General features: G+C 58.7%; 10 protein-coding genes and 1 pseudogene. 4 read left to right on the forward strand and 7 right to left on the reverse strand.

Translation table 11 applies throughout. From position 1 onward, the window contains the following. Positions 1 to 6: 6 nt before the first annotated feature. Positions 7 to 1055: pseudogene (mobQ, locus tag HT585_RS30400) on the forward strand (MobQ family relaxase); the annotation flags it as partial. Between the two features lie 87 nt (positions 1056 to 1142). Here mobQ and HT585_RS30405 read toward each other — a convergent pair. The 5 genes from HT585_RS30405 to HT585_RS30425 all read right to left on the reverse strand — a co-directional run bounded on the left by HT585_RS30405 (position 1143) and on the right by HT585_RS30425 (position 3620). Next, a complete protein-coding gene (locus tag HT585_RS30405; protein ID WP_176356508.1) occupies positions 1143 to 1412 on the reverse strand; it encodes a hypothetical protein in 270 nt (89 codons plus the stop codon). 165 nt (positions 1413 to 1577) lie between these two features. Further along, a complete protein-coding gene (locus tag HT585_RS30410; RefSeq protein ID WP_176356509.1) occupies positions 1578 to 2735 on the reverse strand; it encodes a site-specific integrase in 1158 nt (385 codons plus the stop codon). Continuing rightward, a complete protein-coding gene (locus HT585_RS30415) occupies positions 2732 to 2947 on the reverse strand; it encodes a hypothetical protein (RefSeq protein ID WP_246708015.1) in 216 nt (71 codons plus the stop codon). The genes HT585_RS30410 and HT585_RS30415 overlap by 4 nt, the downstream gene beginning before the upstream one ends. A gap of 8 nt (positions 2948 to 2955) precedes the next feature. After that, positions 2956 to 3333 carry a type II toxin-antitoxin system VapC family toxin gene (locus HT585_RS30420; RefSeq protein ID WP_176356510.1) on the reverse strand — a complete coding sequence of 126 codons (378 nt, stop codon included), beginning with the start codon at positions 3331 to 3333 and terminating at the stop codon, positions 2956 to 2958. Continuing rightward, on the reverse strand, positions 3330 to 3620 hold the full coding sequence (locus HT585_RS30425) for a type II toxin-antitoxin system Phd/YefM family antitoxin (RefSeq protein ID WP_176356511.1): 291 nt from the start codon (positions 3618 to 3620) through the stop codon (positions 3330 to 3332). The genes HT585_RS30420 and HT585_RS30425 overlap by 4 nt, the downstream gene beginning before the upstream one ends. 181 nt (positions 3621 to 3801) lie before the next feature. Here HT585_RS30425 and HT585_RS30430 point away from each other — a divergent pair, with 181 nt between their 5' ends. Beyond that, on the forward strand, positions 3802 to 4947 hold the full coding sequence (locus HT585_RS30430; protein ID WP_176356512.1) for an RHE_PE00001 family protein: 1146 nt from the start codon (positions 3802 to 3804) through the stop codon (positions 4945 to 4947). A gap of 36 nt (positions 4948 to 4983) precedes the next feature. Here HT585_RS30430 and HT585_RS30435 read toward each other — a convergent pair whose 3' ends face one another. Together HT585_RS30435 and HT585_RS30440 are read right to left on the reverse strand one after the other, a co-directional pair. Then, positions 4984 to 6789, reverse strand: coding sequence for a UvrD-helicase domain-containing protein (locus HT585_RS30435; RefSeq protein WP_210270630.1), 1806 nt, complete (start codon positions 6787 to 6789; stop codon positions 4984 to 4986). Further along, the gene (locus HT585_RS30440) at positions 6789 to 8924 is read right to left on the reverse strand and encodes an ATP-dependent nuclease (RefSeq protein ID WP_176356513.1); all 2136 of its coding nucleotides are present in this window, start codon (positions 8922 to 8924) and stop codon (positions 6789 to 6791) included. Before HT585_RS30440 ends, HT585_RS30435 begins: the two co-directional genes overlap by 1 nt. 561 nt (positions 8925 to 9485) lie before the next feature. Between HT585_RS30440 and HT585_RS30445 the strand changes: the two genes are divergently transcribed. Together HT585_RS30445 and HT585_RS30450 are read left to right on the forward strand one after the other, a co-directional pair. Continuing rightward, complete coding sequence (locus HT585_RS30445) at positions 9486 to 12038, forward strand: hypothetical protein (protein WP_176356514.1); 2553 nt, start codon at positions 9486 to 9488, stop codon at positions 12036 to 12038. After that, a complete protein-coding gene (locus tag HT585_RS30450) occupies positions 12004 to 13446 on the forward strand; it encodes a hypothetical protein (protein WP_176356515.1) in 1443 nt (480 codons plus the stop codon). Before HT585_RS30445 ends, HT585_RS30450 begins: the two co-directional genes overlap by 35 nt. Positions 13447 to 13510 lie beyond the last annotated feature (64 nt).

Here is a 13510-nt window from a genome sequence, read left to right on the forward strand (position 1 = left end):
GAAGCGTTGTCGCCGTCGATCAGCAGTGCCAGTGTTGCGGAAATCGCAAGAAGTGGTGGCCGCAGCGCGGTTGCCGCCATCGCCTATCGCACCGCGACGAAGATCGTCAACGAGCGCGATGGCATCGTGCATGACTTCACGCAGAAGCGAGGCGTCGAGCATTCCAAGATCGTTCTTCCCGATGGTGTGGAAGCCTTTTGGGCATTAGACTGATCGACGCTCTGGAATGCAGTGGAGCGCGCCGAGGTTCGTAAGGATGCGCGGGTTGCGCGCGAGTTCGAGATAGCGCTTCCGCATGAGATGAGCGTGGCCGATCGTTTGGCACTCACCCGCGACTTTGCGCGGGATCTGGCAAACCGCTATGGCGCCGCGGTGGATTTCTACATTCACCAGCCGCAAGGCGAAAGTGATATCCGGAATTTTCACGCGCATGTGGTGATGACGACGCGGGTAGTGAGCGAGCAGGGCTTGGCGAAAAGACGCTGATCGAGCGTGAAAACAAGTGGCTGTTGAACAACGACCAGCCGACTTCGCACATGCAGCTTCGCGACATTCGGCAACTGTGGGAGCATCACACAAACCGGCATCTCGTACGGCTTGGACTTGATGTTCGGGTCGACCACCGCTCGCACCTGGAGCGTGGGCTCGAGATCGAGCCGACCGAGCATATGGGTGTCGATGCATCGCAGATGGATCGGCGCGGCTTGGACGTGTCGCGTGAACGGATTGACCGAAAGGCGGCGCGATCCAATGCTGACCTGATCCGCGAGAAACCCGAGCAGGTTCTGTCGATCATCACCGGCGAGACGAGTGTGTTCGATCGCCATGATGTCGTTCGTGCGCTGCATCGTTACATCGACGATGTCGACGGGTTTAGCAATGCCTTTGCCGCTGTCATGGCGTCGCCGGCACCGGTCGAGTTGAAGCCTGAAACCGATCAAGAATTGGCGCGGTATTCGACGCGCGAGATGGTGGAGATCGAGCGTGCCATGGCCGCGAGCGCGGAGCGCATGAGCCAGTCATTGCGCCACGGTGTTCATCGCCAGCACGTCGATCGGGGTGAGTTCAGAGTTGGCTTGGTCTATAATGTGGCAGGCCTAATCAAACAGGTGGTCCCATCTGCTGTCTGATCGTTCGACCAATTATGCCACCCGAGCCAAAGGCAGCGGGTAGCCAGCAAGGGCCGAGAATTTCCGCGCCAGGTCAGAGGCCATCGTCGGATCAACGTGCATCTCGCCAAGGAACGAGATCTGAGGCTTCTCGTCTACTTCGGAAAAGAAGGAAAATGCCGAGAGGGCAAAAGAGAGGGCGCTCGCGGGATCGGAAATCTTGGATGCCAACTGCTCAGCCGAAAGGGTCGTCCCATAAGGTGCGTTGACAGTCGATAGAACCTTTACTGCAACGATCGACATCTCGCTGAACCAATGACCTTCTGAGTTCCATGTATTGCGACGACGTCGTCGAAACAAGGATCGGCTTCCCAAGGGTAATAGGGAGCTCTTCGCAAGCAACGAAGGTCTGTCTGCAACGTTTAAAGTCGGCGCGAGGCTAAAGTTTAGAACCGCGCAACGATTAGGCTATACGATCAACCGCGCTGCCCGTCCGTGTTTGCGCTCCGCATCATTGTAGTAGCGAGCCGCCTGTGTCACGGATTTATGCAGCGACTGCTGCATTGCTTCGGGTAGGGGGATGCCACGGTTGGCTGCTTCGGTCAGGTAGCCTGATCGCAACCCATGCGCGGAAAACAGGGCCGGATCGAGCCCGGCCTGCTTGCAACGGCTTTTCAGGATGAGGTTGACCGACTGCGGCGTGAGCGCGCGCCGATCGATGTTTCCCCATTGGTCGATGCGCCGAAATACCGGTCCTTCGTTGACGCTGGCCTCACCAAGCCAGCCCTTCAGCGCAATTACCGGCCGTCCGATGAGCAGCACATGTTCGTCGTCGTCACTCGTCGTCGTCTTGGTGCGGCCGAGACGGATCGAAAGGCACGGGAGGAGAGGGGAGCCAGGATCCAACGGATCGGCCTGCACAGGGTCCTCGTCGGTCAGATCCTCGACACGCAAAGCCGCCACTTCTGATCGGCGACGGCCGCCGGAGGCAAAAGCGATCAGAAGCAGCGCCCGATCGCGCAGGTCGATCGAGCGTTCGCCGGCACAGGCCTGCAGCAGCTTGGCCAGGACATCGCCGGTCACGGCCTTTTTGCTCTTTCGTTGCCGCGGACGAGCGCTGGCGCGAACGGCAAGGCGCAGAGCGGACTTGAGCGAAGGGCCATCAAAGGTCCCAGTGAGGCCGCGCCAACGGGTCAGGATCGACCAGCTCGTCAACCGGCGCCGCACCGTGTCGGGGGCGTGCGGGCCCTTGGCCCGAAGCAGCCGACGGGCGCGCAGGCCCTCTTCCACTTCCGCCGGCATGCCGTGGCTGGGATCGTCGGCGCGTTTGACCGGGTCCCAAAGGTGGTGGGCGACGAATTTCAGCAGCAGGCTTTCGGGTGCGGGCCAGGGGAGGGGACTGCCGGTCGCGAGCTGGCACCAGGTCTCGAGGTAGCCGAGATCGGAGGCAAGCGCGCGTAGCGTATTGCCGCCCATGCCTTCGCTGGCCAGATGCTTGAGCGTCGCGACGTCGTCGTCGGTGAGGAGCGCAGCGAGCTGATCGCGCCTATCGAAGGACAGGATGGCGTCGAGCGCGTCGAGTTCTTCGGCGCGGCCGTCAATGGATGTCGATGACACGACAGTCATCGCGGCAGCTCGCTTGCGGCGGTTAGCCCTGCATCAGTAAGTGTCTCTGCGAATTCGTCTGAGGGAGTATCATCGTTCGCCCCCGGGAAGGAGGTGAGCTGAGCTACGAGCCGTCCGCCCCGGCACACATAGATTTCGTCCTGCTGGAGCGCCAAATCGATCAGCTCCTCCAGCCGTTCTGCCGCCTCCTCGACCTCGATCAAAATCTTCATGCGCTTGCCTACCAAACCCGCTCATGCAGCACTGCATCGAAAGCGCCGTCGACGGAAACAAACGTGCTATGTTCCAGCCGCGTCTGGGCGGCAAGAAGTCGGTCCCACGGGTCGCGGTGGTCCCAGTCGAAGCTTGCGGCCAGCTCGGCATGCAGATCAGTGATGGCGAGGGTCTGCAAGCCGCTGGCTGTGACTGCGGCGCGCAACTCCTGTGGCTTCAGATCAAGCTTTTTCAGCCGCATCTTGTTGTCGAGTTCGTAGAAGGAGACAGCGCTGACGAGGATGGTGTTGGCCTTGTCCTCGATCAGCGATCGCGCTCTCAGGGAGAGGCGGTCGCTGCCGATCGTCCACCAGTAGACGGCGTGGCTATCGAGTAGAACCTTCATTTGGAGGTGTCGCGGTTGCTGGATTTGCCCTGCCAGACGCCGACATCGTCGTTCCAGTCACCGGCGTCGATCGCGGTTTGTTCGGCGTCGACGTCGTCGAAAAGGTCGTCAGGCAGGCCACGCTGGCGCAAGAGCCCGAACGGGCGCTTGCCGCCGTCGGCCGGGCCGATACGGGCGTAGACTTCGTTGCCGCGCATAATGATGATTTCCTCGCCGTGGTTGGCGCGGTCGAGTACCTCGGCGAAATGTTTGCGGGCTTCGCTGATCTTGTACAGGGTCTGGGGCATCGCGATCTCCGGCTGTTTTGAGCGCTGAGAGAGAATATCATTGAGTCCGAATGCGTACAAGTTTATTGTACATATCACTATTGATACTTGAAACCTATCGATAGTGACAGCCTCAACTGGCGTGCATACCAAGTGAAGAACTCTAATTTCGAGATAGAGTTCTCTTAGCAAATCATTTACCATGATTTCAATGCCTTACGATCTCGCCAGATTGCCCATCCAGACCCTGCTGCGCCCCATCTCGGAGGCCGGTGTCGCGCTCGCCCGTCTCGACGAGCGCATCGCCCGCTCCACCGTCGGTGAAGGCTTTCTCGAACGCGCCCATTTTGCCGATGCCTGTGCCTCGTTGTGGATCGACGGCGAGCTCGTGCATCTCGAGGACCTGGTGCTGCACGACGCCGGTCACGACATCCGCACCCCGACGCACGAGCTGACGATCGCACGTGACGTGTTGCGCAGCCGCCGGCGGATCGCCGCGCACCCGCCCGGCTGGGCGCTCACCCCCGACGGCCTCCGCAGCCTGCGCGGGCACAACGTCGTTGCCGACGCGCCTGCACTCTCAGGTGACGAGGACGGTGTCATTGAACGTGAAAGGATCGGGGTGCCTCTCGATGCGGCCGGAGGAGGGGAGGGAGAGGATGACCGTGCCAGCTTACTCGACGCCGAGTTTGCCGCCATCGATGCGGTGCTGGCGCGTTCGGAAGCCGTGCTGAAGAGGGCGGCCGCACCAACAAGTCGGTCGCGGGACCGTGACCCCATGGTCTACGATCTCGACTGGGACGAGGACGCGCGGCTGGAGGAATGGCGCACCGTCCTGCGCCAGGCGGATTTTCTGCCGCCGGTGCTGCAGGCCGTTGTTGCCCTCGATGCCTGGAACACGCTCGACGTGCTGCAGCACGCGCCCTGGCTCGGCCGGCATCTCGCCGCCTCGATCCTGCGACAGGCCGGCGTTACCACCGGCGCGCATTTCGCCGCCATCAATCTCGGCCTGAAAACCATCCCCGTCGATCGGCGCCGGCACCGCAGCCGCGAAGTCCGGTTGCTGGCCATTGCCGACGGGCTGATCGCGGCCGCCGAGATCGGGCTCAGGGAATATGACCGGCTGGCGCTCGCACGAAAAATGATGGAGCGCAAATTGTCGGGGAGACGGACATCTTCAAAGCTGCCGGAGCTCGTCGATCTCGTCATGGCGATGCCGCTCGTTCATGCCGGCACGGTCACGAAAACGCTCGGGGTCACGCCGCAGGCGGCGCGGCGGATCGTGACGGAGCTAGGGCTCAGGGAGATGACGGGCAGGGGGAGGTTTCGGGCGTGGAGCGTGTTGTGATGGAGGCGCGACCTTTTCAAGCCAGACTACCTTTGGCTAGCCGGGACCAGCTATAAGATCATAAGCAAAGCCGTGCTCCGCTAGCACCTGAGTGGTTTCGTAAGGCACGCCAATCCCGCTGATCCGACCGGTTTCAGCGATCAGATGCAGGTTTTTTCGGGGGCGAGAGGCAACAACATAGAGCAGTTTGCTGGCGCTCTCTGCCGCGTTCGGATCTGAGAAGTGCGGAACCATTCCCTCAAGCAGAGCAAAAGCAATCACTGTATCGAACTCTGCTCCCTTCACGCCATGAATTGTCGAAACTGTTATGCCGGCTCGGGTTGCGAACACACGTCTGAACATGGCAACGCTCGATACGCCTTGAACGCCGGCATCCTCCAGTCGCTGGATTTGAACCCGGGACCGTTCAAAAAACGCGACGTGGTGCTCCTGGAGCGGTGGGAAAAGATCGATCTCAATGTCGATAGCCAACAGCAGTTCCGCGAAGAACAACTCCAAATACTCCAGCCCGTCGTCCACAGCGATATCGATGCTATTGCAATGGCGCAGCAGGTCACGCGGCGAGATCTTTGAGACGTCGACACCCGCGGTCCTGAAGTGATCCAAAATCTCCCTAGCCCATCGCGTGCGCCGGACGAAGAGCTGTGGATCTGGACGAGTCAGGGCGAGACGCGAGACCTTGAACCAGATGTTGTCCTGGTCACGAGAGAACGGCGCCATGCCAGGGCCATCGAAGCTATACTCAGGAAGTGCTGCAACAAGGCGCCTCGTGACGGCAGCCAGCTGGATCCACTGCGGTCCAACCACGCAGATTTCGTGAGGGGGAATGCCAAGCGTCTCGATATTGTAACGGATGAGCCGGACGATTTCGTCGTCCAGCTCCTGCTGATTGGTCTCCTGATTGAACGAGACCACGCTCGGATATTCTTTGTCTGGACCGACCGCTTCGATGACCGCTGGGACGACGCAATAATTTGAAAAGTAGTCGACGATCCTGTCCGAGGAGCGGTAGTTGCTCGAAAGGCTTTTATCGGCAAGTGCAATGCCTGCCAGAGCGGCGAAGTCCACGCGGCTCATGGCGAAGCCGCCTAGAGATCCGTAGATGGCCTGATTGGGATCGCCAACGATGAACGTGTTTGTATTCCCAGCTGACGCGTTGAGTATCGCAGCGACGATCGCGTACTGGATCTCCTTTGTATCCTGATACTCGTCAATCAAGATGTATTTGAACAGCTTGCCGAGCAGGAGGGAAATAGAGGGTTGGGCGATGATGAGGTCGTAAGCGCAACCCAAAATCATCTCAAAATCAATCAGCCGGTTCTCTTCCAGATGTTGCCAGTATCCGTTCAACACGGAAAGGGCAGCCAAGCGCCTGTTCGGGTTTGCATTCTCCAGCTGGCACCCGGCTGTCGAGTAATAATATCTGCAATCGAATGCCCGAACTTGATACGGTGACTGATGGCAAAGTTGGTCCAGAATTGCTTCGGTTTCATGCTGGTCCACCACGCGAAACCCGTTCTGCAGTTTCTCGTGATAGACGGAGTAAGGCCGCAAGATCCAGTCAAGGCAAAACGAGTGGATTGTACCGATCCAGAGCCGGTCCGTTGCCACGCCCAACCGCGCGATCCGCTCGGAGATTTCCTCGGCGGCGCGGTGCGTGTAGGTGATGGCAATGACCCAATGGCGTTCGCTCTCGAGCTTGGATAACTCTAATGCGATTTTATAGGTCAATGCTCTGGTCTTGCCGCTCCCGGGGCAGGCGGCAAGGTATAGGCTTCCGTCGTGCTCGATTGCGTCAACCTGCTCTTCGTTGAGGTCGCCGTCTTCCCAGACAAACACCATCAAGCGTGTCCCAGAACATCGATGATGACGTCACCCGCCATCGCGCCGATAATCGCTTCTCGAAGTGGTTCTATCTGCAAATCGCCAGCGCGGAATGCTTCCACCTGGGCACGCAACGCCAGAACCTGCGCCTCTGAAATAACGGCCGGATCCGTGTGAAATTTTAGCCGGTGATCAATCATGTTCGCCAGTACTCGCCGGCTCAGGGGTTTGTGTGCGGTAAAAATCGCTTCAATCAGGTAGCTGGGGATTCGCGTTGTTCCTGTCACCAGCTTGGCAACCTGAATTGCCAGCCAACCCTTCTTGGCGTAGCTCGCCATTGCGAGGATCCGCTTTCCGTAGGTTGCCACATCGCCGGACCGCAGCTCCGCGGTCGCAGCAACAATGGTTGCGGCGTCGCTGTAGACGGAGTTGAGCACCGAAACTGTCAGCTCGACATTCCCGGCCGCAACGAAGTCAACTTCGAACGTACGCGGCGCGTAGTGAACCGAAATCCAGTCGTTTCCATCCTTGAAGGCCGTCAATCGAGTGCGTCGTGCGACGCCAGCTTCCTGCGAGCCGAGCGCCTTCTCTTTGGCTTTTTTCAACGCATCAGGATCGTCCGGATGCGGGTCAGTGTTGAAAAAGGTGGCGTCCAAATCGGTCACGATTGCGCAACGTCGACGAATGCGATCATCGTGAAACAAGACTGCGACGTTTTCGAAGCCAGTGCTGCGGATGTTGATCAGACTGATGCCCAGTTCGTCGAGGCTCACACCCAGCACCTCTTTAACCAGCACCGGCACGAGGATTTCTTCGGCGTCGCCCTCAACTAGAATCACGCTTTTCGCGAACAGTAGATTGCTGCGGACGGCGTCGAGATAGCGCTGAATGCTACGGATTTTTGGTTCTTCCAGGCCAGCACTCGGCTGGAACGCTTCGCAGCGCGGACCGCTCCGGCCCAAGATGTTGACATTCTCAATGTTGCTAACTTCGGAAATTTGGGTTGAGTGCGTGGAGTATATCACCTGGGTGTCGGGGTAGCTCAATCGGTCGAAAAGGGTCTTCTGAATATGTGTGTGAATGTGCGCCTCGGGTTCCTCAATGACTAGGAAGTTAGCGCAGGCCTGCTTTGCTTTCTGATACTTGAACTCGAGAAGCTTGAGGGTGAGAAATATGAGGTTGGCGCCGCCGAGACTCAGCTCGTTGATGGCTCCCTCGTATTGATCATCCGTCTCGCCAACAAACAATTTTAGGGATTGGAAAAGCCGATCAGCTTCACCCGGGACAGCCGATCGCACTGCGAGGCTCGCTGGCGAATAAGTTTCGCCGGCAGCATCCCGGATCGTTTGGCGAATGTCGGCCCGGATTTCTCCGACGTCGGGAATTGCTTCGATCTCGCTGTTCAGTTCGTTCACCCGGTCAGTGATCGGGGCAAGCACTGCCGGATCCAGATCCCCACTTTTGCTGCGGAGGAGCGTCAAAAGGGGATTTGTTCTCTGTCCCTGGAACTCACTGACTACGTCACGAAGGGCTTGAATGAAGGTGAAGCAAACCTCCTTGCTGACCGACATTATGCCTGGAACCCGTGCTCCTAGGGCCGCTGGATGAAGCTCTGCCGGAAACTGCACGGTCTCGAAATTTCCGACGAGTTCCTGGTACACGGTGGGATCAGAAAAGTCCGCGGTGCTTTTGCCGGTGAAAACGGTTTCGTAGTCGTTCAACGTGACCGCATTCAAGATCGCAGCCAAACCCGCGTGATCGTCTTCATCGAGTTGCGCCAAACGCGTCCGGATCGCGGCATTCGGTCGGAAAATGAGATTGTAGGTTGCCCGAGCAATCGCTTCGTCTTCGATCACTCCGGTCCCATGTAGGAAAAGTGCTTGTACGGCTTCGTCCTGAGACACCTCCGCAAATTCTATGCTGATGATGATCCAATGACCGCGCCAGTTGCCAATCCCGCGATGAAAATCGCTTTCCTCCATGCGATACGCCCAGCGAAGGAAATCGTCGTCCAGCATCAGACGCATCGCGCGGAAGAGATTGGTCTTGCCCGATCCGTTTTCACCGATGACGGTGTTAATGCCCTTGTTGAAACGAAAACTTGCGCGCTCGAAATTTCGATAATTTACAAGCTGAACGCGGGAAATATGCATGAGGCACCGTTCGTGAATCGCAGATAAGGAAATGTACACGTAAAGCTGGACTGTTGCATCGACTTTGGGCCCGCCTCCGGTTGGAGGCCGCGGAAAACATGTTCAAGCCCATATAAGTTTTTCAAAAGGTTAGGTTGCCCCGAGACTTCGCCGGTGCTTCGGCGGGGTATCTCTGACCGCAACTGGTGGAGGCAGCGTACTCAGGACGCTGCCTCCACCATGAGGCTCCTGTCCGGCCTTCATGGCGTTGCAGATTGCATCAAAGCCCTGCTTGCGGACGGTCTCGTCCGGCATCAGCTAACGGCTGACAATAGCGGCAGTGAGGGCACCGTCGGGAGAGCGACCACCCAAGGCATGCAGGAGCGCGCGTTTTCGGGCATTCCAGCGTGCTACTTATCTCGTTGAAATCGTCGGTGACGTCTCGCAAACTTCAACGGGCCGTTGTAGTCGTTGGGGTACGAGAGGGGCCTTGATGCGGCGCGTTCGAATCCTTCAAATCGGTGACATCCACTACCCGGATTGACGGCTCCACCAAGTAATCTGGACGCGAGGATAGGCGCAATGCGTGACATCGCCGATGCAGTGAAGGTTGGAGAGCGCAATCGCGATACGATGATGCTTGTTCGCAATTATTGCGCCCATGCGCGCGTCGAGAGGTTCGGCGGGATCGGGATGCTTGTGCAGGTTACCGGCCTTCCCATAGGCCACCATGGTATGCGCTGTGATTTCGCGCCCGAAGGCGGCATGTCGAGCTGGGATTTGAGAGACGCCGTTATCGATTTCTACGACCGCAACTGCGAAAACTGTGCCCATCGCAAACCCATCGGACTGCCCAATCTTCTCGAAATCATTGCCGAGCGTGATCGCGAAAGGACAAGGCGCGAAGCCGAGGTAAAGGCCGATGAGCAGGCGTCGGCGACGGCCCTTGCTGAGCGCGATGCAGTGCGTGCAGCGTTGTTACCGAGGCTCGGACCGGTTGGGCGCACCTTGCTCGAAGACATCGGCGCGTTCGACGCAGACCGCTCATCTGATAATTGCGAGCGTGTGACGCAGAGCGCGCGCCTCGCACCGGAGTACTTTTCTCCGGAACTCGTCGAGTATGTGTTTGCGCTTGCGAGCGCTCAACGATGGTTTGCCGAGCCCGCGCTCACCATACTCGCCGCGGTGGGAGCCGACGACACGTTGATTGTCAAACTGGCGATCTCGATTCTACAGCCCGGCTATCCGTCGCAAGTCGCAATTGAAAAGCTGCTGGCGCGGCTCAACGCCATCCCCGCTGGTTCGGTCGCTAATATTCTGAGTGCCGCCATCGATCTCGCGAGCCCTGATGACCGGGACTTTATTTATGGCGACGGCGAGCGGCGGCTCGCCGGCAATGCCGCTTTTCTGGAAGCCTTGTGGCTCCAATTTCCCGACGAGGTCATCGCCGTCATCGAAAAAATGCTGCTCGGCGGCAAACGGTCCGCCCTCGAGCGTGCGGGTCGAGGTCTCCACGTATTGCAGGCATCCGATCCGAACGCCGCAAAACCAATCCTGCGCACTCTGGTGTCGGTTTATGTGCGTGCGCCAAGTCTTGTGTCAGATCTGAGAGAAGGCGAAGATCGGCTACCAGATCTCGCTGCTGCATTGAACAGCGCCTTTGATGCCGCGCCCCAAGAAGTGGACGCTCTGCTGCAGTCGTTGCAGATGGGCGCCCCTGCGCCCCAACGCGTTCGTATCGCGAAGGCATATGCGCACGCCGTGGACGTCGGATATAATGATCCACCAATTGCCGCGACATCGTTGCGACATTCCTTGGCACTGCGGCGGCTCGTATGGATCCCCACTGTCGAGCGCGACGACAGGGTCCTGGACGAGGTGACTTCGGCCTTTCGCTCTGGCCCGAAAGGGCTGGAAAATATCATCCGTGACCAACTCGATGCGTTCATCGGCGCCTTGTTCCTGCTTGACGATCGGCTCACCGAACTCGATGCCGTCATGAATGAACCGGCCGAGAACACTATCGCGGCGATGGAGCGAAACAGCCGACGGATGGTGGTCCGCGGCCTCATGGTACAGTTTGTGGAATGGGCGAGCGAGGCGGCTGCCGGGAATGAGCCAGCGGTGGCTAAGATCATCGGAACCTTCGACACCATTCCCGACGGAAGAGACAATCTTCGCGGCGTGCTCCTCGGGGCGACAAAAGAATTGTCGCATGATTTGAACGGGCTGAAGCAATTGCTGCCCCACCTTTACTCAGCCCTCGTCGGACCATCTGCCATCGTTCGATCGTACGCTGCGACAGCGGTCGGCGAGCTGTCTTATCGAAGCCGGGAGAACATTCCCGATCTCCTATTCGAAGCGTTCGGGGCTCTGTTGTGGGATCAATATGTGGTGGTCCACAAATCGACCGTTGCAGCATTTCATCGCTCGATCATTCCAGAACCGTATCGGATCAATGCAGCGCAGGCTATTCTGAACCTCATTCGCTATTACCGCATGCAGTCGAGCGAGGACCATTTTCTGACGGAATGCGTGAGCATTCTAGCCGGTATGGCCGACCTTTTTGGCCAGTCCAACGGTACGATAAGGTGTTACCTCATTGAGGTCGCAATGGGCATCGACCCGATCTTCCTGAGGTCGGGCATCCTGTCTTTGTCGCACAGCCTCGGAACGGATCCGGAATTCGCCAAGCTTGCCGCCCGCATGATCCCGCATCTGGTGGACCGCTACAATCAATCCGACAGGGCGCTTGATCTCATTCGGCGGATTGCGCCTCAGGGGGTGAAGGCCCACGCCCAGACCTTGCACGACACCGCTGTCCAAGTCGTAGACGCCGATCTGCAAACGTCGTTGGGGATCGTCGAGGCTTTCTCGCTCGCCGGAATGTCGAAGGAGGCCGACGACCTTGTCACTGCACTGTTGGATCGCAACGGCAATACCGTGCGGGTACGCCGTCGCCGCACTTTGTTGCAATGGCCGCAATTTGCCCTTCGGTTTGAGGCGGCAGTCACGGCGCGAGACGCAGAGGCGATCTCAGCGGCGAGCGGTGCCTGGAGAAACGCAGCCGCAACGGATGCACAAGATGAGGAGGATGAGCATGAACGTCGTGCTCGCTCAAGCCTACCCTTCTAGGATCGCCGCTATCGAGTCGATCATCGCCCATCCGACCTATGCCGGTGGGACGGAATTGCGCGCACGGGCCCAGGAAGTCGCCTCCGCATCTCAGCTGTTTGGGAAAGCTGCAATCGCGAAAGATTGGCGGTCCTTCGCCAGCGCCCTGGAAATCTTGAGTTTGCTCGCCGACTGGAGTGAAGCGGTGCACACGGCGGCGATTGACGCCGATCGCTTCTTGCGTGCCGCTCGACTTCGCTACCGCAAATTCGCGGTCGATTCTGCTCACACGGACTATGGTTTGGCGCTTGCCGCCGCGCTTGCACCTTTGGACGGCGATCTCGACGTCGATGCGATGCCGTCACTGCGTGATGCGATAGCGGGGTTGGAGATGCCGGTGGGAATAATTGGCATCGAGGACAGAAGTTATTATGGATCGCGTGTCGCCGAGGACACGCCCGTCAAACCGGAAGACATCGCCGTTGCATTTCTGGAGTTTGCGATCGATGGAAAAGCCGCCGAGACGTTTCACAGTCTCCGTGGGGGAGAGGTGCACGATCTCGATCTGACCATTCGGGTGTCGCGGTGGCCCGACGACGCTGAGCGCCTGGTGATTGCGCCAGTCTCAATCGAGCCGCCAAGCACCTGGGATTTTCCGACTTTTGAATTTCTCCGTCCTGGCGGACAACCACCATTCGTATTCCAGCGGCAAGGCAGGATGGCGCTGCACGCTTCCCAAGGGTTCAATGCCCGACCACTTGAATTCCGTTACGCCGCCGAGTTTCAGCCGCGGCCGAACCGCGAGGAATCGGTTGTCGTTGCCGGGCAACGGACTCTACGTCTTGATGGGACTGACACGTCGCGTCACCCCCTTACAGGCTACGGAGAAGTTGACGCGAAAATTATCAAGCTGCGCGAGCGTCTAAGATTGGAGCCTCTGATTTCAGAGACGGATATTCGCGACCTTCTCGCTTTGCTCACTCCGGTCGGCAATCTTATGGGACAGGCGGTACAGGACAAACGGTATCCCGATCCAATCGACGAGGCCGCGTTTCAAGCCGACTTCCAACAATTTTTACGATCGAACGCTGCGATCGGGAGTGAGCTGGAGGTCCAAGGCCACGTGACTGGAGGCAGGGTTGATCTGACATTCCGCGGAATAAGGATCGAACTGAAGTCCGAGCGGACCCGCCGCCTTTTGCCAGACGATTGCCAAAAATTCGCCCCGCAGGCAGCAAGTTATGCTGTAGGGAGCGGCCGTCGTGTTGCCCTCTTATGTGTGCTCGATTCGAGCCCGAAGTCGCAACCACCATTTCCTGTAGCCGACGGGTTGACGATCATTCCGGTCGATACGGGCACGAGCCCTGTATATGTTGTGAGTTGCTTGCTTCAGGGGGGGCTGGCAAAACCCAGTGACCTGTCGCGATGAGCGACAGTGGCGTCAATTCGTCCGAGCTCAAAAGTCGGAAGCGAGATCCGTCGCCATAGCCAGG

Source organism: Ensifer oleiphilus, assembly GCF_013371465.1.
Lineage (GTDB): Bacteria > Pseudomonadota > Alphaproteobacteria > Rhizobiales > Rhizobiaceae > Ensifer > Ensifer oleiphilus.